At 46.8% G+C, this 20559-nt stretch carries 11 protein-coding genes; 10 read left to right on the top strand and 1 reads right to left on the bottom strand.

The genetic code is table 11. The features are described 5' to 3' along the window. Positions 1–17 precede the first annotated feature (17 nt). Positions 18–2609 (top strand): glycosyl hydrolase-related protein, encoded by a 2592-nt coding sequence (locus A8708_RS03840; RefSeq protein WP_167355848.1) that lies wholly within the window; start codon positions 18–20, stop codon positions 2607–2609. Between the two features lie 1178 nt (positions 2610–3787). Here A8708_RS03840 and A8708_RS03835 read toward each other — a convergent pair. Further along, the gene (locus A8708_RS03835; protein ID WP_068662195.1) at positions 3788–5233 is read right to left on the bottom strand and encodes an S-layer homology domain-containing protein; all 1446 of its coding nucleotides are present in this window, start codon (positions 5231–5233) and stop codon (positions 3788–3790) included. 421 nt (positions 5234–5654) lie between these two features. Here A8708_RS03835 and A8708_RS03830 point away from each other — a divergent pair, with 421 nt between their 5' ends. From A8708_RS03830 to A8708_RS03790, 9 genes are all read left to right on the top strand, one after another. Continuing rightward, a complete protein-coding gene (locus A8708_RS03830; protein ID WP_068662194.1) occupies positions 5655–7973 on the top strand; it encodes a glycoside hydrolase family 95 protein in 2319 nt (772 codons plus the stop codon). A 127-nt stretch (positions 7974–8100) separates the two neighbouring features. Next, a complete protein-coding gene (locus tag A8708_RS03825; RefSeq protein ID WP_068662193.1) occupies positions 8101–10401 on the top strand; it encodes a helix-turn-helix domain-containing protein in 2301 nt (766 codons plus the stop codon). A gap of 652 nt (positions 10402–11053) precedes the next feature. Beyond that, positions 11054–12019 carry an ABC transporter permease gene (locus tag A8708_RS03820; RefSeq protein ID WP_239696519.1) on the top strand — a complete coding sequence of 322 codons (966 nt, stop codon included), beginning with the start codon at positions 11054–11056 and terminating at the stop codon, positions 12017–12019. Between the two features lie 14 nt (positions 12020–12033). After that, positions 12034–12930, top strand: coding sequence for a carbohydrate ABC transporter permease (locus A8708_RS03815; protein ID WP_068662192.1), 897 nt, complete (start codon positions 12034–12036; stop codon positions 12928–12930). Positions 12931–13052: 122 nt separating this feature from the next. Beyond that, on the top strand, positions 13053–14708 hold the full coding sequence (locus A8708_RS03810; RefSeq protein WP_420848527.1) for a type 2 periplasmic-binding domain-containing protein: 1656 nt from the start codon (positions 13053–13055) through the stop codon (positions 14706–14708). A 74-nt stretch (positions 14709–14782) separates the two neighbouring features. Beyond that, a complete protein-coding gene (locus A8708_RS03805; RefSeq protein ID WP_167355847.1) occupies positions 14783–15991 on the top strand; it encodes an SGNH/GDSL hydrolase family protein in 1209 nt (402 codons plus the stop codon). A gap of 844 nt (positions 15992–16835) precedes the next feature. Further along, complete coding sequence (locus A8708_RS03800) at positions 16836–18098, top strand: MFS transporter (protein ID WP_068662190.1); 1263 nt, start codon at positions 16836–16838, stop codon at positions 18096–18098. Positions 18099–18264: 166 nt separating this feature from the next. Continuing rightward, positions 18265–19470: an MFS transporter gene (locus A8708_RS03795; protein WP_239696518.1), complete on the top strand. Its 1206-nt coding sequence runs from the start codon at positions 18265–18267 to the stop codon at positions 19468–19470. A 49-nt stretch (positions 19471–19519) separates the two neighbouring features. Then, the gene (locus A8708_RS03790) at positions 19520–20320 is read left to right on the top strand and encodes a serine/threonine protein kinase (RefSeq protein ID WP_068662188.1); all 801 of its coding nucleotides are present in this window, start codon (positions 19520–19522) and stop codon (positions 20318–20320) included. Positions 20321–20559: the final 239 nt, after the last annotated feature.

Raw genomic sequence — 20559 nt, 5'->3', positions numbered from 1 at the left:
ATACGGAGGAGAGAACAGTGAGGAAACTAGAGAAGATATATGTTGTTTTTAAAACGCATGTAGACTTGGGCTTCACGGACTTGGCCAGCAATGTCATTTCGCAATATAAGGAAGAGATGATGAACGACGTTATGGCTGTCTGTGAAGACACGAAGAAAGATGGACCAGACCATCACTATGTGTGGACACTGCCGGCATGGATGCTGCAGGAATGTTTGGATACACCGGATGCAGGGAGAAAAGAAAGAATAGAAGCTTTAATTACGAACGGACAACTGCGTTGGCATGGGCTCCCCTTTACGACACATACGGAGTTTTGCGGCACAGAAGAATATATTCGAGGGCTCTACATTTCGGAAAAGCTACGTCAACAATATGGGCATACCGCCATTTCAGCTAAAATGACGGACGTACCCGGCCATACGTGGATGCTGCCTACCTTATTGAAGAATGCAGGCATTGAATTTCTGCATTTGGGCGTTAATGCGTGTTCGTCACCGGTTGACCTGCCCCGTTTATTTCATTGGGAAGGTCCGGATGGCAGCAGGGTCCTAACCTATTATTCGAAAGGGGCTTATGGCACAGACCTGACCCCGCCAGAGGATTGGCCTTATCCGATTTGGATAGCACTGCTGCAAACGCAGGACAACTATGGCCCACAGGATGGTTCTGTGGTGCAAGATTTGTTGGATGAGATTGCGAGTACGTATCCGGATACCGAGGTGAAAATCGGGACCATGGACGACTTTGCACGCGATTTTGTGGCTAGAGATTATCAGGATATCCCTGTCATTCGCAAGGATTTGGCGGATACGTGGATCCATGGGATCGGCACCTATCCAGAAGAAGTGTCCCGTGTACGGCGGATGCGTTCGGAGATTGCAGCACGGGAAAGCTTAGCAACCCTAGAGCAGCTGCAAGGATTCCGTGGAGATGATCACAAGAATGATATCGCAGATGCGTATGAACACACGCTGCTATTCGGCGAACATACGTGGGGAATCGATATTAAATCGAATTTATTGCCTGGCCGCAATAGCCAGCGTGCTTTCGGGAAGGCCGCGATTCAGAAAGACCGAGCGATGTTTCCAGACTCCTACCTGAAGACAGAGGCTTCTTGGGCCGAACAGACGAACTATGTGGATCAAGCTGAGAAAGCGCTAAGTCAGGTTCAACCTTTTACAACCAGGGATTCGAATATCATTGGTGTATATAACCCGCTGGCTTGGGAACGACAGCATGTAAAGATCACATTGGACACGCACAAGCGCGGTGCACTGACAGATAGAGAAACGGGGAAATCTTATTCCGTTAATGAAGCGGGTGAGGCTTATATTGGTGAATTGGCACCGATGGGGTATCGGACTTTTGAGTATGATGCGATTGCAGTGGAAGGCGCAGAGAGTGCGATGCTGGAAAATAATGCGATTGCAGTGGAGGGTGCAGAGAACGCTGTGCTGGAGAACGATGCGATCCGCATCGTGGTGAACAGGCGCTCAGGCTGGGTAACCAGCTTTTATGACAAGCGGAATGGGAAAGAATGGGCAGTTAATGGAAGGTTTGCGCAATACGAATACGATGTGTACGGCAAAGAGGAGATTCTGAATTTTGTCAAAACATACAGCTATGACCTCATGGATTGGTATGTGAACGATTTCGGTAAGCCGGGTTATCCAAGGATCGAGCACAAGCAATATGGACTGCATCTTACAGATGTTCAGATATCCAATGGCGCAGGCTGGGGCAGCATTGCCATTAGGTTCACGACACCGAATGAAAGTTATGAGGCGTTTGGAAATGGCGAAGAGATCTGCTTATCGATTCGTCTGGATGCCAATCAGCCCTATGCGGATATGGGAGTAACGGTTCATCGTAAAGCCGCTACGGCGTACGCCGAGAGTGGGCACTTCACATTTGCGCTGAACGCAAGTGAGCCGGCGTATCGTTTTCAAAAATTAGGGAGTAGCGTCAATCCGCTTACAGATATTGAGAAAGGTGCGAATACTCGCCTTCACTGCGCTAGTCAATGGGTTGATGTACAGGATGAAGGAGTGGGACTGATGATCATTCCCTTCGATACACCTTTATTCTCTATTGGTGAGAAGGGGATATATCAATATTCCCAAGTGTATGTACCCGAGCAGCCAACGCTTCATTTCAACTTGTTTAACAACCAATGGGGGACGAACTTCCCACAGTGGATCAGTGGCAGCTTCCAATATGCATTCCGCCTTGCACCACATGCTGGGGATTGGAGGACAGGACATGTACAGCAATTATCTGCTGAAGCATGCATGCCACCTCAGGTTACTGCAGGTTGGAATCCTGCAGGACCCGCAAAGTATCAGTTCCTGAAAGAAGGCGCAGAGGGGATTCATATCTTATCCTTCAAAAAGGCAGAGCAAGGTGATGCGTACATCTTACGCTTCCAAAACTTGAAAGATGAGCGCTTGGCGGTGAAGCTGTCATTTACAGAGTACCTTGTAGATGCAAAGGAATGCGACCTAGTCGAACGTACGAAGGACACGAACGTAGAATTTGACCGAGATCATCTGCCCGTGACGATGAACCCATATGAAATTAAAACGATGAAGCTGTGGCTTGCTTGAAGTGATTGGGCACGTCTCAATGAGCAAGTAGACCACCGGTGGTAGGTAAACGATAAGGAATATAGCATCCCATTGGGGTATCCATAAACAAAAGGGAATGAAGCACCCCAGTGAAGCATGCAGCAACCCAGTGAGGTGAGCATAAATAGTAGGGAATGCAGCAACCCAGGTGGGGTATGCATAAACAGTAAAGCATGCAGCACCCTGTGGGAAATGAAGCAGCCTAGTGAAGCATGCAGCAACTGAAGTGCATACAAGCTTGGGGGAGCCCGCGGGATCATCTGTCGGTTCCCCTTTTTCAGCCCACAGCAATGTCTTCCGCAATTAGATGGAAAAACTACATCTAAATCCGCCAGAATCGGATGATTTTTCCATTTAGATGGAAAAACTACAGTTAAACTCCACCATTCTGGCGAAAAGCGGGCAAATGGCTGAGAATAGCTGTAGATTTTCCAGTTATTTGTTACAGCCAGCTAAATGCGCCTGAAATAACTGTAGGTTTTCCAGTTATTGCAGCGAGGGGCCTCATATGGAGCTTGATAGCTAGTGGAGTTGGCAGCAACGGCAGCGCATACACAGTTGGGGATGCAGCGTGACGATCTATCGGCGCGAGAATAGCGGGTGGAATCCCCGCGTGAATACCCGTATGAATACCGTCGGGAATACCATCGGTTCACCCAGCTTTTCAGCCGAAAGGCACTGCTTCCGCAATTAGATGGAAAAACGACATCTAAATCCGCCAGAATCGGCTGATTTTTCCATTTAGATGGAAAAACTACAGTTAAATTCAACTATTCTGGCGAAAAGCGGGGAAATGGCTGAGAATAGCTGTAGATTTTCCAGTTATTTGCTACAGCCAGCTACATGCGCCTGAAATAACTGTAGGTTTTCCAGTTATTGCAGCGCGGTACCTCATGTGGAGCTTGATAGCTAGTGGAGTTGGCAGCAACGGCAGCGCATACACAGTTGGGGATGCAGCGTGGCGATCTATCGGCGCGAGAATAGCGAGAGGAATCCGCGAGGGAATACCGTCGGGAATCCATGGAGAATCCAGCAGGAATCCCCGCGTGAATCCCATCGATTCACCCAGCCACGGGCTTGTAAAAAAGGCATTCACTCCTAGGAGTGAATGCCTTTTTTACTACTGGTGAAACTGCGATACAGCATGCAGCTACGTTCTATTTTAGCAACGCGGTTGCCAAATACGTGCGCAGTGAGAGAAGGATCGCTTGCTCCCGCGTGGTGTTGCCGTGCGGATCGAGTTTGTTGCCGGCAATGCCATTCATGATGCCGTAGTTCACAACAAAGTTCATGGCATCCCCCGCCCAGCTTGAGATGGAGCCCGAGTCGTTGAAGGTTGTTTTCATAGTTGTATCTAGCGCTACACCTGGCTTCGCCAACTTCACCGTCCGCAGCAGCATGACACTCATCTCTTGGCGAGTGATCGGGTTCTTAGGCCCAAAGGTATCGTTCGTCAAGCCATTCACGATGCCCAACCGATATGCTTGGTTCACCTGCATATTATTCGTGTCTTTGAACACGGGATTATAGTCAGGCGCTAGTGTTTTCCCAGTCAGCTTCTCATAGAGTCGAACGGCAAGACCGGCAAAATCCTCTCTCGTAATGGCCTCTGAATACTTGCTTAAGGTTTCACTGGTGGTCAATCCGAGCCCGAACGCTTGTTTCAATTCAGGCAGTGCCCACGAACTGGCACCAGCAAAGATGTCCGGCACATTCGTAATCACACCGTCCACTTTGGAAATAAGATCAGATGAAACCTTGATCTGGGCAATATCATCAAGGATGTTAACTTTCGTTTTGCCCGGCTTCAGTATAGGTTGTATACCTGATCCCTTCAACAGAGGCGTATCGGTTTTAACGATGTCATTAATTCCGCTTAGAGGAGCTGAAGTTTCCACAATGGTTACCGCTTCTCCAGGAATCAGATACTCGGGAATCGCATATTGGTCAATGATGGGTTTGATTTGGTACACATACCAAGTGTCTTGGGTTGTACTAGTTTGTGTATCTGTGTAGGATACCTGGCCGATAGAATCGGTTTTGCCTGCAAGGGTGAAAGTCTTCTTGCCATCAGGTCCTGTTCGCGTGATGTCGTAGCGGGATTCCATATTCGAATTATCCAGCCAAGTTAGTGTCACGGAACCATTGGCATTGGCTGTGGCTTTCACATCGGTGGGGCCTCCAGGCTGCTTTACGGGGTATGGCTGCGATATAAAGTCGTCTTCACTGTTGCTGCCTACCAAAGGATCGAACCAAGCGTGAATACGAAAGCGAACCGAAGTGAGGCTGGGATCGATCGGGAGTGTTAGCGCACCGCCTTCCCCGCGTGTGAGTGAAATCCAGCTGACTCCGTTGTCGCGCGAATAGAACAAGGCATCGTCTGAAGTTGTGGACACAGCCTTTGTTGTATTGTACGTAATGACGAAGGGAATCTCTGCGGTTACATATGAAATCCAATCATTCCAGACTCCGCCTGTTAACTTCAAAGTCATGCTATAAATATTTGCTTCTGCGCCAGCTCTAGATCCCCCAACGGTTACACCTGTCAATAACAATGCACTAGCCGTTAGGAGCAGCGAAGTTTTTTTCCACAATCGATACATGCCTAGCCTCCCTTATACCGTGAATCAGCATTTTGAGGCTAGCATAACAGGCAACTTGTTCGCTGTCATGAGTGAAATGGGCTAATTTTCCTTGAAACTCCGCGCGAAAATCCACTGTTTATAGCGAATTAAAGCACGGCTAGCTTAGGGAAAGAATTCGTAGACTACCTCTGCGCAACAGGAGCAGCAACACTGTTCACAAAGGTCCTTCGCAACAGGATTCCAGCCATATTCTTTGAAATACGCAATAGGCATTCAGCTGTTTTCATGGTCATGTAAATATGGATGCACGAATGAGAGATGTACCCTATGTATGGAGGCAATTGTACGTGGATTACCGCAATTGTACCTATCCGTACAGGAGAAATATCCCCTACAATGAGCATAGAGAAAGCGTAACCATTATGGGGGAATTACACGTATGAATGAAATGAAGCTATGGTATAATCGTCCAGCCTCGAATTGGACGCAAGGATTGCCTATTGGAAATGGCCGATTAGGTGCCATGATTTACGGTGGTGTAGAACATGAAACATGGAGTATAACAGAACTGACCTATTGGTCAGGGAAGTCGGAAGCCATTCCAAGCCAATCCAACACGAGAGCAGAACTAGATCAGATGCGCGAGCATTTTTTTGCCGGGGATTATAGGCGGGGAGATGAGCTGGCAAAAGAGTTACTGCAGCCAAAAAAAGGGAATTTCGGCACGAACTTATCGATGTGCGATGTGCAACTTACGTTTGCTCATCAAGGCGATGAGTTGATTCGTGAGTTGGATCTTCAGCATGCTTGTACGCGGACAACCTACACCTCAGGAGGACATTCACGAACAAGAGAGGTTTGGGCTTCGCATCCAGGCGGAATCGTGGCTTCGAGATTATCAAGCGATCAGCCTGGTGGGATTTCATTCACGCTGAGCCTTCTCGGAAGAACAGATCGCTTCACTGCAACATTATTCGGTCACGATACGTTTATTTTTGAGGGGCAAGCAACGGAAAATATGCACAGCAACGGAGAGTGTGGTGTATGCTGCCAAGGCATGTTGAAAGTCATCGCGAGTGGCGGCAGCGTGACCGCAGATAGGGATGCTGGTCACATTAGGATCGACGACGCAGATGATGTAGTCATCTATGTAGCAGCGAACACGGATTATGGCAGCAATAATGACAAGTGGAAGTTACAGTCGCTGCGTCAAATGGAGAACGCCACTACAATGGGATATGATCAGCTTCGAGCGGAGCATGTGGCGGATTATCGGCAGCTGTACGATCGAGTATATCTAGATCTAGGCGTATCAAGTCAATCTAGTTTACCAACGGATGAACGCATACGTCTGTTCTTCGAGGGGCAGGATGATGATCCGCATTTGTTTGCCTTATTTTATCAATATGGCCGCTATTTAACGATTGCTGGGTCTAGGGCTGATTCTCCGTTGCCGCTTAATCTCCAAGGCATTTGGAACGATGGGGAAGCCAATCGGATGCAGTGGAGCTGCGATTATCATTTGGATATCAACACGCAAATGAATTATTTCCCAACGGAAGGGAGCAATTTGGCGGAATGCCATCGTCCCTTAATGCGGTTCATTGCGCAATTAGCGGAGAGCGGAAGAGCGGCAGCGCAGCATTTCTATGGGTGTGAGGGATGGGTCGCTCACGTATTTACCAATGCATGGGGATTCGCGTCGCCAGGCTGGGAAACATCGTGGGGGCTGAACGTAACGGGAGGCTTGTGGATTGCCACACATCTTCGCGAGCACTATGAATTCGGCCTCGATCAGCAGTTTCTGGCAGAGACAGCATATCCAGTGCTGAAAGAAGCTGCTGCCTTCTTCCTCGACTATATGACAGTACACCCGAAGTATGGTTGGCTAGTAACAGGCCCTTCGAATTCGCCTGAAAATAGTTTCTATGTGAATGATCCGCAGAGAAGCGAGTACCCATTGTCCATGGGATCTACGCTGGACCAAGTGCTGGTTCGCGATTTGTTTGTATTTTGCCTAGAAGCGTCTGAGCATTTGCAAGTGGATGTAGAGCTGCAACGGAAGCTGAAACAAGCTATCGCCATATTGCCGCCGTTGATGATTGGACGTCGAGGACAATTGCAGGAGTGGCTGGAGGATTATGAAGAGGCGCAGCCAGACCATCGCCATTTCGCTCATTTATTCTGTTTATACCCTGGGAATCAGGTGACGCCTGAAGGGACGCCAGAACTGAGCGAAGCAGCAAGAGTAACCTTGGTGAATCGCATGGAACGTGAGATGTTAGAGGATGTTGAGTTTACGTTAGCCGCGTTTGCAGCCAATTTTGCCAGATTGCACGACGGGGAGAATGCTTACAAACACCTTAGACATTTAATTGGTCATTTGTGTTTTGACAATGGATTAACCTTCTCCAAGGCTGGGATCGCAGGGGCCGAAACGAATATATTTGTGATCGACGGTAATTTCGGCGGTACGGCGGCTATTGGTGAAATGCTGCTGCAAAGCCATGTAGGAGGCATTCACTTGCTGCCGGCGCTTCCGGCCAAATGGCAAACAGGGAGGGTTACAGGTTTACGGGCCAAAGGGAACGTGGAGGTGGATGTGAGTTGGGCAAACGGCCAGTTGGTCGAGGCGGTCTTCAAATCATTTTCCCCAAGTCGTGTGCTCCTTCGTTATCAAGACTCCAAGATTGAAATGGCCCTGGAGCCCGGCTGTACGTACCACATTGACAGTACCTTACGCGTGAAACTTATCTAAATATCGAGTAGACCCAGGCAGCTACAGTCAGCATAAAAGTAGTTGCCTTTCCTTTGTTTTTTTGCAAAACGACATGGTATAATAGAACACACTTTAGATAGCGCTTACAAAAAGGGGGATAGGGTTCATGCCGAAGTTCTCACGGTTATTCCGTAAATTTCTGATCTCCTATATCATCATCTTGGTTATTCCGAGTATTGCCGGATATATGTCTTACCGTACCGCAATTGCAGTGACGCAATCCGTATCTATTGAGAATAACGTAACACAGCTTCGGAAGAGTCAGGATATTCTGGAGCGGAGGATGGCTGAGGTCGAGGGTTTCACGAGGCAGTTGGCTCTGAATCAAGAGCTGAACGTTCTTATGAATGAGAAGGGAATGGATGAGAAAGTTAATCTGTATGGTATTTGGAAGGTCAATAATGATATTAAAGCATGGAGCCAGACGAATGATTTCTTACAGCAATTTTTTATCTACTTAAATAATTATAATGTGCTTTTAACGCCGGCATCTTCCTATTTCCAACCGGAACGGTATTATCAGTCTTTTCACTACAAGGATCTAGCCCCGGATGAATGGAAACGAACACTACTAGAGCAAACGCACAACAGGGAAATCATACCGCTGAAACCCTTTGTCACGAATGGTGTGCAAACCTCTGTGATTACGTATATACAATCGCTCCCGCTAGACAGCTTTAGTGGAGCCGCGCGTGCTACTGTCGTTGTTCTCATTGATGAAAAAGTTATCTCAAGCGTCTTATCGGATCTCCAGGATCAATACGGTGGCTGGTCTCATATCAGTGATGCCCAAGGGCATACGATAAGCTTGCTTGGTATGAATGAAACGGATGCTGCCAAGTTGGCCTCAGACTCCAGCTTCAATCAATCGCAGGCAAGTCAATTCTATAATGACGATTTGGTTATTACCATACGATCCAAGACCACAGGTTGGGTCTACCGAGCGGGAATTCCTAGACATGTTCTCATGGAAAATGCGAATAAAATCAAGTATATTACGTGGTCTGTGACAAGCGCCGCTCTGGTGGTGGGGTTGTTGGTGGGGCTGTGGCAAGCTTACCGGTATAGTTATCCTATGCATAGATTGCTGAATGCGATGAAAGAGCAGTTTGGCAAAGATGCAGCCATAGGACGCAACGAGTATGACTTTCTACAGGGCAATATCTCGAACATGATTTCTAACAATAAGCGTCTCGAAAATGAATTGAACAGGCAGCTCCCCTTAATTCGGGATGCTTTCTTAAAAAGGCTTATCGCAGGCGAGTTTCGCTCGCTGGAAGAGATTTCTGCGGCTGCCGAGCAGGCCAATACAGGGCTTCAAGCGGATACGGGATATACGGGTATATTGCAAATTAAAGGATACTCCGGTATGGACAACGTTGACATTCTGAACGAGTTAAGTGCGGCCAGGTTCATCATGAAACAGACGCTGCACGATCTTGGTTGGTTTGTTCATATGACGGATCTCGGTGCGGATCGGGTTGCGGTCATTTTTGAAGGGATTGCTTCTACGGAAGACACGGAGACCACGAATAAAGAGGTTGAGCGAATTCTGAATGAGCTTGCTGAATTTTTATTTACGGAATACAAAATTACGATTATCGCAGCGATGGGAAATCCATTTACCACGCTAATGGAGGTTAGCCACACGTACGAGCAAGCTACTCAGGCGTTAGAGTATGCCCTGCACATGAATCGCAAGGGGGTCTTGTGGTTCTCAGATGCAAGGTTGGAAAGTGACACCTACTATTATCCGCTCGACATTGAACTGCGTTTGATCAGTACGATCAGAGCGGGAGATCTCGACGAAGCGAGACGAATTCTGGATGCGATCATGGCACAAAACATCGAGAATCGTGAGCTGTCCATCGAGATGAAGCATCAGCTTGTCGGGGAGTTGAAGGGCACGTTCCTGAAATTGCTGTACCAGAAAACATTTCAGGAGTCCGACATTTTCGAAACCGTGAAAAATCGCGTTGCTGACATCCAGGCCAATGATGAAATCGATGCGATTCGGCACAATATCGACGGCATTATGGCATCCCTATGCGGGCTGATTGCCAATAAAAAGACAGATCATCACAATAAAACCATAGAGCAAGTGATGATGTATATCGCTGAGATGTATAGTGATCCTGATCTGAATTTATACCGGGTGGCCGAAAAGGTCGAGCGTCCAGAGAAATATATCTCCAACCTGTTCAAAGAAGTCACAGGGAAGAATTTATCGGATCATTTGGAACAGGTAAGGATGGATCAAGCGGCTAATTTGTTAAAAGGCGATACGTATACGGTCGATGAAATTGCTGCCCGTGTCGGATACAATAGTTCGCACTCTTTCCGCAGAGCGTTCAAGCGAGTGCTCGGTGTTTCGCCGAGTTCGTATCGGCAGTCTACGACGGAATGAGGATTAAGGAGCTAAGCGGCTTGATGCCCTTAGCTCTTTTTGCGCTTTTTTGAGTGGTGGTGGAGGTGGCGGCGATGGATGTCGAGGTTGTGGAGCGCGGATTATTGGATGGATTACTCTCCCGTTTTGTCTCTCAAAAGTGCAAAAATACAACCTTTTTGGCTAATTTATGGTTAGTACTGGTAAATACGTGCAAATAGGCAATCTTTTTAACGTTTTTCATCATAATTTCCTGAAATCACTCGGAATAGATGCCTTTTTGCATCATTTTCCAATAAAAGAAGGGGGAATCTCTTTGGAAAAGTGCTCTTTTGCACTTTTGACAGGAGTAGGGTGACTTGGTGGGAGGGTTTTTAGAGGAATACACCAGCTATCCCAGCCACTCCGCCCCACCAGTAACCCCAGATATTGCAGAGAGCGTTATGGCAGACCCTTATTTGAAATTGGATTTGACCGCACTACCCGCATTACGGACTAACGCTGCCACATTGAGCGAACGGGGATGATCACACGACAGATGTACCCTCGATTTACCGCCAATTGTACGTGGAATAACGCAATTGTACCTTTTATAAACGGCCGATTATCCCCTAAAATAAGGCTCAAGAAAGCGCAAACATTTGTGAGACAGATGATCTTAGGGGGTTTTGTTTTGGATAAAGGACTAGTCACCAGTCAGAGATCGCTGATCAAAAGCAGTCGACCTGGTTTGAGGGAGGCAGCGACTCGAAGCTTCAAGAAGCATTGGCAGCTGTATCTGCTCATCATTCCACCAGCGTTGTATTTCCTCATATTCAAGTATTATCCGATATTAAACGCGGTGCTTGCTTTTAAGGACTACAATGTCACGAAAGGTATTTGGGGGAGCCCCTGGGTAGGGTTTAAAAACTTTCAGTTGTTTTTTGAAAATCCGTTGTTCTGGACATTAGTGAAAAACACGATATTAATCAGTGGCTATCTGCTGATTGTTGGTTTCCCGATCCCTATTTTATTGGCACTGGCAATTAATGAAGTACGCAATCAGCGCTTCAAGAAGCTTGTCCAACTGGTTTCCTTTGCCCCTTACTTCATATCTACTGTTGTGATGGTGTCCATTATTATGCTGTTTCTGGCGCCTCGACTTGGCTTTGTGAATGTGGTGATGAATCATTTCGGCATGGATTCGATTAATTTCCTCGGAGAGCCGGGCATGTTCCGCTCGATCTACGTGTGGTCTGACATTTGGCAGACGGCTGGTTATTATTCGGTCATTTTCTTAGCTGCTTTAGCAGGCGTGGATCCTTCGCTGTATGAGGCGGCCAAAGTAGACGGTGCATCGCGCTTTCAGAAAATTATACACGTCGATTTGCCAGGCATTTTGCCTACCATTATTGTGGTCCTTATCTTGAATGTGGGGAATGTGATGGCGATAGGCTTCGAAAAAGTGTATTTATTGCAAAATCCACTGAATACGGTCAATTCCGAGATTATCGCGACCTATGTGTACAAAGTGGGACTGCTGAATGCGAATTACAGCTTCGCTACAGCTGTCGGATTGTTCAACTCGGTCATCAATTTGATCTTGCTAATTGTTGTTAATGGCATGGCTAAGAAATTTTCGAATCATAGTATTTGGTAAAAAGGAGTGCAGCTATGTCTACGATCAAAGCAAAGGTAAAAGATTCGCTAGGTGATAAAATTTTCTTAATAGCCGTCTACGTACTTCTGAGCTTATTACTCGTTGTTGTTTTATATCCGCTTATTTATGTCATTAGCAGCTCGTTCAGCAGTCCAGCTGCTGTCACTTCCGGAAAAGTATGGCTGTGGCCTGTAGAGCTGTCACTCAAAGGGTACAATACCCTGATTCATAACGAGAAAGTGACGATAGGTTATGCGAATTCCCTTTTTTATACAGGCGTTGGAACCATTATTAGTGTTGTTCTTACGATTATGATTGCATATCCACTTTCTCGAAAAACGTTCTTCGGCAAAAATGTGCTCATGATGCTAATCACGTTTACGATGCTATTCAGCGGTGGGTTAATTCCGACTTACTTGGTCGTTAAGCAAATGGGACTGATTGATACGAGGTGGGCGCTGCTCATCCCTAATGCGATTTGGGTGTGGCAGGTAATCATCACGAGATCCTTTTTCCAAACGGCGATTCCGGATGAATTGTTTGATGCTAGTGAAATTGACGGTTGCAGTGACTTCCGATTTCTAAGAAGTGTCGTCATCCCGTTATCCAAACCAATCATCGCCGTTCTTGTACTCATTTATGCTGTCGGCCAGTGGAACGCGTACTTCGATGCTTTGATTTATCTCAAATCGGCTAGTTTGTTCCCGCTGCAGTTGATTTTGCGCAGTATTATCATTCTCAACAACAGCTCGAATGCCACGGATGCCTTGAAGCAAGTTGAGCGACAGCAGTTGGCGGAAGCATTGAAATATTCGCTCATTGTCGTCACAACATTGCCGGTGTTGATTATTTATCCGTTTGTCCAGCGGTTCTTCGTGCAAGGTATGTTAGTGGGTTCTGTCAAAGGGTAAGCCGCAGCCCCGCCATGTGAAGGATGGAGGCCATTGAAAGGGGTGATTCGTTTAAAGGTAATGCTGGTCGTCGATCTACGTTCGGGGTTATACTAAATGTATGAAAAAAGGGAGCGATACATGTGAAAAAGGGTCTTGTAAGCGCACTAATGGTCATTATGGTAGGTAGTTTATTTCTTGCCGCATGCTCGAAGGATGACACAGCATCCGTATCACCAGCAGCAACGGGAGCTACGAAAAGTGGTCCTGTCGCGATTAGCATGTTTGCACAACAAGATACAGCGATTGACTTGAAGACGAATAAATTCACGAAATTCATGGAAGAGAAGTTCAATGCGAAGTTTGATTTTGAAATCATCCCGTTTGATGGTGCCAAAGAGAAGAGACAGATCTCACTGGCAAGCGGTGATTATCCGGATTCCTATATGTTGACGGCTTGGATCGACCAATTCTCACAAGCGGATATTCTGAAATACGGTAAGCAAGGTATTCTCATTCCTTTGAATGATCTGATTGATCAGTATGCCCCGAATATTAAGGCAGCTATGGCTAAGGACGCTACATTGAAGAGCTTTAGTACAGCGCCGGATGGCAAAATCTATGGACTAGGTTCTTATACGCAATGTTTCCATTGCTCCTATCCGAACAAAATGTGGATCAACACGAAATGGTTATCGAAAATGAATCTCGAGATGCCGAAAACGACGGAGGATTTCAAGAAAGTTCTTCAAGCTTTCAAAAAGGGTGATCCTAATGGGAATGGCAAAGCAGACGAAGTTCCGCTAAGTGGATCGACAGAGGATTTCGGCGTGCATATCATTCCGTTTCTCATGAATGGTTTCATCTATGATGATGACCGCAATTACCTGACGATGTCGAATGGCAAGGTCGATACAGCAGCGAATAAGCCGCAATGGAAAGAAGGCCTCGCATATATTAAATCGTTGTATGACGAAGGGTTAATTGATCCAGGGGCATTTACGCAAAATGCGGAAGCGTTCAAGAAAATTGGCGAGAACGCAGGAACGCAAATTCTTGGTGCTGGCGCCGGCATGCATCCTGCTATTTTCGTAAACATTGATAAAGGAAATAAAAACTCGGCCGATTACAACCCAGTACCACCGCTTACAGGGCCAAACGGTTCCCTTGCAACGCATGATGGTGGTGGTTTGACGCCAGGAGCGAAATTCGTCATTACCAACAAAGCTACTAAAGAAGAGCAAATCACGTTAATCAAAATGGTAGATTATATGTTTACTTTTGAAGGTCAGACGAATGCTGCATCAGGTATGGAAGGGATTGACTGGAGAAAACCCAAAGAAGGCGAGGTCGCTCTTGGTAAAGGTGTGAAACCACTCATGGCATCAATTCCAGCTGTGGAAGGAGAAGCGCCACATAATGCAGGCTGGAGCGGAATGGGACACTTCTACCAACCAAGCGAGTACAGAGACAGCATTGTTCAAGGAACAGATGTGTATGATTCCGCGAACTATGAACGCAGATTATATAATGCAACGCTCTTGTACCAAGGCCATGAACCGAAAGAGATTTACCCTGTCTGGGCCGTATGGGTGGATCCGGCACAAACGGATGAAGCGAGTATTCTCCAAACGAATCTCAAAAATTATATCGATCAGAACGCATTGCAATTCATCACGGGAAATAAAGATTTGACGAAAGATTGGGATGCTTATGTGAAAGGACTGGATAATTTGAAGATTGGCCGTTATCTGGAAATTTTGCAAAAGGCGTACGACAGTTCTGCCTATAAAAAATAGGAACAGAGAGAATCAGGTGCCCTATGTTCAAACATAGAGCACTTGATTTTTTTGTTACGAAGGGAGAAGAGAAAATGACGGATACATGGGCTGACCGTTGGGTGAACCAGCGAGGAGGGCTGCCACACATCAAGGAGAAATTACTCCGTAATGAACCGATTGTCATCGCTTTCTTTGGCGGTTCTATAACAGAGGGTGCAGGGGCATCGGACATGAATGCCACCAGCTGGCGTGCGTTAACGGAAAGCTATTTAGTGCAACGTTTTTCATCTGAAAAGGTGACGTGTATCAATGCGGGCGTTGGTGGAACGACGTCTACGTTCGGTGCTCATCGGCTGCAGGCGCATGTTTTGTCTCAAGGTGAAATTGACTTACTATTCGTTGAGTTCAGTGTGAATGACGGTGAGGATCGGGAGGAATCGATCAGAGGTATGGAAGGGATTGTACGACAATGTCGGCGGCTATCGCCTCGTACAGATCTCTGTTATATCTACACGGGAGCGGATAAAAATTTGACCGAAAGCCTGCCATTCAACATCGCTGTCCACGAAGAAGTCGCAACGCACTATAACATCCCTTCCGTTAACTTTGCTGCGAGGGTATACAGCATGATACAGACAGACGAAGTACGGTGGGAAGACCTTGCATCAGATCGGGTACATCCGAATGATGCGGGGCATGCCTTGTATGCTGCTTTTTTGGAGGAGTACCTAGATGGGGTATTGGGTGCAAATGAGTATTTGGGTAGAGTAGAAGGAGCAAAGGAGTACCTGGATGAAACAGTAAGTGCAAAGGTGAAGCGGGATGGAGTGCAAGGTGCGAAAGCGTGCCTAGACGATGATGTATCCCTCCCTCCTCCAATTAATCACAATAATTACGAATATGCGGAGATGTCTGAGGTAGAACTGACGGATGGCTTGGTAGGTTTGGAATGGGTGACGTTATCTACAGAGCCATTGATGAACTGGCGCTATGACACTCGACATCTGTATACGGATACTCTCCATGCTTCGTTTCCCTTCACAGTGTACGGGCAGAGTGCTGGCATATTGCTGCTGTGCGGGCCGGACTCGGGGGTGTTCGAATACGCCATAGACGACGAACCGTTTCAGCCAATTGATCTATTTGATCATTGGTGTTTACAAGCATATCGCCCCATTATGGCTATGTTTCCTATTCATGCGGAGCGGAAATGCAGACAAATTACCATCCGTCACACAGGGAAGAAAGATGCGCGGAGCACGGGGACGAGTCTTCGTATTTTGAAATTGTTGAGTAATTAGAGCAGCAAGTTGAAGTGAGCTAAGAGTAGCTGGCGGAAGTGTAAGGAGTAGTAGGAGTAGTGTGAGTAGCAAAAGTAGCCTGAGTAGTAGAGTAGAAGTAGCAGAAGTAGCAAAAATAGCTTGAGTAGAAGAGTAGTAGAAGTAGAAGTAGTGTGAGTAGTAAGAGTAGTAGAAGTAGTAGAAGAAGTAGGATGAGTAACAAGAGTAGCAATAGAGTAGCAAGAGTTTAAAGTAGCTAAAATGTTCCTGAAGTGAGCCCCTCACAAGTCAAATCGACTTGCGGGGCTTTTCAAGTTTAAAGCATTAACTGGAAAACCTACATCTATTTCGAGCAAATTTAGCTGATTTAAGTAAATAACTGGAAAACCTCCAGTTATTTTTGGCCAATTGTATGTTATTCGCGGGAATGGTGGGATTTAACTGTAGTTTTTCCATCTAAATGGAATAATCAGCTGGATTTGGCGGATTTAACTGTAGTTTTTCCATCTAATTGGTGCCCGCACTGGGGCCAGCCCTGCATCCTAGGCTGATGTCATTTCTGGATGCCCGCACTGGGGCCAGCCCTGCATCCTAGGCTGATGTCATTTCTGGATGCACGCACTGAGGTCAGCACGGCATCCTGGGCTGATGCCATTTCTGGGTGGCTGCACTGAGGCCAGCCCTGTATCCTGGGCTGATGCTATTTCTGGGTGCCAGCACTGCCGCCCGTGCTGATGCCTAGCCTGTGAGCTCTGAAAAACCCAAGCAGAAAAGAAGGAGCATAGTGCCCTATTTCCTTGCTCCTGATGCCCTCGCCATGTAAGATAGAGCACATAACAACAAGAAGAAGGTGCATCTAGGATCTATGTGGACGTATACTGCAAATTTGATTCGTGATTTATCGCCTAACGTGAAGCGGTTCATTGCGACAGAAAGCTTGTTTGGCATCGGAGTCGGGATCTCAAGCCTGATCCTTAACTTACATTTATTAGACCTTGGTTTCTCCAAAGGCGATATCGGCAAAATAACGTCACTTGGGGCACTTACGGTTGGCTTGGCCAGTTTGCCGGCAGGGTTCATCGTGAAGCTGATCGGACGCAAAACGATGCTCGTCATCGGCATGCTCTTAGCCTTCCTGTCCTTAGTCCTCTTCGGTATCGGGACTAGTATTGGCGCGGTAACCGTCGCGCAGTTGGTGTATTCACTCGGGATTACGGCAATTGTGAACTCTGAGATTCAATTGATTTTCCAATATTGCCGCACGAAAAGGGAAGAAACAAGTGCCTATTCGCTCTTGTTCGCGATTTTTACGCTATTCACCGGTCTAGGCACGTGGCTTGGTGGATATTTACCCGATTGGATACCGGGACAGACAACCATGTACCAATACGCCTTCTTCGTTGCTGGCGGGTGCTTAGGTCTCTCAGGCATATTGCGAGGAATTCTGCTGCCGGCTAACCATACCAAGACCGAAGAAGGCAACGTCACCGCAGCAGAGAAACAGAAAGGCAGCGAAGCAGCGAAACCTTCCCACCAGCCGAAGAAACGGCATGGGATTTATTTCTTGCTGCTGCTTTCTCTGTTGATTTTCAACTCTGGATTTACGTTCGGACTGCTGAGTCCGTTCTTGAATGTCATCTTGAAATTCCGATTTCAAATGGAGGACGGGAATATCTCTGGTGTACTCGCGTTATCCGGATTCTTCTTCTTTATCGGCTCGATCGTTATGCCTTACGTTGTGGAGAGATGGGGCAGCCGAAGGACGTTCGTGTTCCTGTTTCTCTATAACATCCTAGTCGTGGGGCTCATGGCCGTGGCGATGCCAGCCACCGTATTTGCCATGCTGCTGCTCATTCGCGGAACGGGCTTCACGATGCTGAACAACTTGATGGACAGTCAATGCATGTCAGCTGTCGCCGAAGAAGACCGCAACCTGTTCGCAGGCATGCGAACCGTCTCCCGCAGCATCGGGAATACGATTGCCTCGTACTGGGCGGGCTACATTTTGGCTGGCAATCATGATTCGATGCTCTTCCTACTGACTGCGGGTGCTTTGCTTGTCGGGTATGTCGTGTACGTCTGGTTCGTGCAAGGGAAGCTGGATCAGAGACTGCAAGCTCAGACATGATCGAGCTGTGAATGTAGAAATAAAGAGCTCAACCTTGTAAATAAGGTGAGCTCTTTATTATGTCCGCAAATGCTAGCTTTGCGTTGAAAACCTGCTATCATGAAGTTAATAGTGAGCTTAGAATGAGAGAAGTAGGAAGGGAAGTAAAGCCATGCTAGCAAACAAAATGTTTCAAAAACTAGGCTTACAAATGAGCCCGGCAACTAAGCACAACTTGTATAGTGATTTTGGAGCAGCGTGTTTATTTAGTCTCTTTAATGTGGTCTTTAACCAGTTCTATATCGCACTTGCCATTCGACAAGGGGCTACGAATCTGGAAGTTGGGATACTCGCAGCCGCTCCGGCAATTGGCCTGCTGTTCTCGCCGATTTGGGCAGGGAAAATTGAACAATCAAGTCCCAAACCTTTTGTCATTATCCCCAATATCATTGGTAGAGCTCTGTTGTTGTTTCCGGCGTTCTTTGGTGCTCCCAGCGTCTATGTGGTGACGGCTATCATTTTTTACTTTCTAATGGGCATACAAGCACCAGCTTATCCCGCGCTAATTACACGTATGTATCAGCCAGAATTGCGTGGCCGACTCATGGGCTATGTTCGGGTTGCCATGGGAGCTATGATGATTCCACTTGCTTACATAGTCGGTGCGTGGACGGATAAATCAGGCCCGAGTGGACCCCTAATTACCGCATCCATAACAGGTGTTATAGCGATTCTTTTCCTAGCCCGCGTTAGGGAAATTGCTCCATCCGCGTCGATATCAGCACGTAAATCTTCATTTAGAGAACAACTCAAGCTTGTGCGAAATCACCGGGAGCTGCTCGTTTTTTTTGCCGCGACGACATTAACGGGCTTTGGCAACATATTAGCGAGTCCCCTATATCAGATTATCCAAGTTAAAGAACTGCAGTTGAACAACATTGAAATTGCACTGGCACGTATGACCTATTATGTGTGTTTATTAGTGGCCTATTTCGTTGTTGGTTGGGTAATTGATCGATTTTCTGCGAAGCAAACGTTGGTCTATGGACTGGCAGCGTTCACAATTGTTCCCTTGCTTTATGGGACTTTCGGGAATTATCCGGCCGTCATTATTGGTAGCGGAATTCAGGGAATCGGAGATGCCATCTGGGATATTGGTATTCTTGCCTATATTTTCCGTGTTGTACCTGGAAGAGAGGCCGTCGTGTTCGGCTTGCACTTAATGCTGTTTGGCATTCGCGGCTCTATCGCACCAATAATAAGCACGGGTTTATCCGATTACATGCCGATCTCCGGGATATTAATTGCGGCAGCCATTTGCGGGTGCATAGGAACAGTAGTTTTTTTGCTGCAAAAAGATAAGAAAGAAATGCCCCAAGCATTGCCCCGTTAAGATTCACTTAAGCCATTAGAAGCCTACTATGGAACGAGGAGACCGAACGGTGATAGCTTATCTAAAAAGGGTATACGAAGCATGGATTGACTTTCCCCGAAGAGAGGGAGAGGTCATTCGAGGCCAATATCAGATCAAACGTTTCCTCGGTATGGGAAGCTACGGGTTAACTTACTTGTGTCTGGACAAGAACTCCGGTCAAGAGGTCGTCGCGAAGCAGGCGAAACCAAGTAAAGGACAATTGGGCGAAGATCTATTGCACCGGGAGATGGCTATCATGAGTCAGTTAGAGCATTCGTCTATTCCCAAATGTTACACATCATTCAAAGAATCGAACCGTTTGTATATGATAACCGAGTATATCCAAGGTCGGACCGTAGAGGATTTGATTTTTGAAGAGGGAGCTCGATTTGAAGAAAAGGACGCTTTACGCTTCATTCGACAGTTATTGAACATTGTACAATTCATTCATGAGGAAGGTATCGTGCATTTGGATATTCGCATTCCGAATGTCATCTTAGAGGGTGACCGTATGAGTCTAATCGATTTCGGTCTAGCCGCTCGACTAGGTGAGCCAGCCCGATTAGCGCTAGATGCCGATGAAGATTTAATTCGAAGAAGGACCGTAGATGTCACGTCAGATCTGTATGCCATTGGCCACTTCTTACTGTATATGTTGTATTCGACGTATGAGTTGAAAGAAGAGCAGGAGGAGGCAGCTAGAGGATGGGAGCAAGAATTGCCGATAACCGCCCATACAAAGCGCATTATCCGCAAATTATTGCAAATCGATCCACCTTTTGCGAATGTTCAAGTTTGTATGGAGGAATTAGACGTTGTACTCGTATAAAAAGAAAAAAGCCACTTTCGCGGCTTCGGTTTAACTGGAGCTTCCACCTCTATTTTTATAATACCCATGACCATGATGGCTGCGTCCGTATCCTCCCCGGTGACTTGACGAGTAACGCCGGGTTACATACCCCCTATGATTAGAGCTGCTATGTCGATGACCATAGTGTCGTCCTCGTCTGGAATGCAGAAGAGATCCTAATAGTTTACGTAGTAAATATTTGATCACCATACATTCCC

Origin of the sequence: Paenibacillus oryzisoli, from assembly GCF_001653565.1 — a bacterium.
Classification (GTDB): Bacteria; Bacillota; Bacilli; order Paenibacillales; family NBRC-103111; genus Paenibacillus_E; species Paenibacillus_E oryzisoli.
Note: the sequence above shows the minus strand (reverse complement) of the source record. Positions and strands in the feature narration are given on the sequence as shown.

What these genes read in the sequence shown, in the direction of transcription:
- A8708_RS03835 (WP_068662195.1), bottom strand. Translation starts at nt 5,233, where the DNA reads ATGTATCGATTGTGGAAAAAAACTTCGCTGCTCCTAACGGCTAGTGCA.
- A8708_RS03830 (WP_068662194.1), top strand. Translation starts at nt 5,655, where the DNA reads ATGAATGAAATGAAGCTATGGTATAATCGTCCAGCCTCGAATTGGACG.
- A8708_RS03825 (WP_068662193.1), top strand. Translation starts at nt 8,101, where the DNA reads ATGCCGAAGTTCTCACGGTTATTCCGTAAATTTCTGATCTCCTATATC.
- A8708_RS03815 (WP_068662192.1), top strand. Translation starts at nt 12,034, where the DNA reads ATGTCTACGATCAAAGCAAAGGTAAAAGATTCGCTAGGTGATAAAATT.
- A8708_RS03805 (WP_167355847.1), top strand. Translation starts at nt 14,783, where the DNA reads ATGACGGATACATGGGCTGACCGTTGGGTGAACCAGCGAGGAGGGCTG.
- A8708_RS03800 (WP_068662190.1), top strand. Translation starts at nt 16,836, where the DNA reads ATGTGGACGTATACTGCAAATTTGATTCGTGATTTATCGCCTAACGTG.
- A8708_RS03795 (WP_239696518.1), top strand. Translation starts at nt 18,265, where the DNA reads ATGTTTCAAAAACTAGGCTTACAAATGAGCCCGGCAACTAAGCACAAC.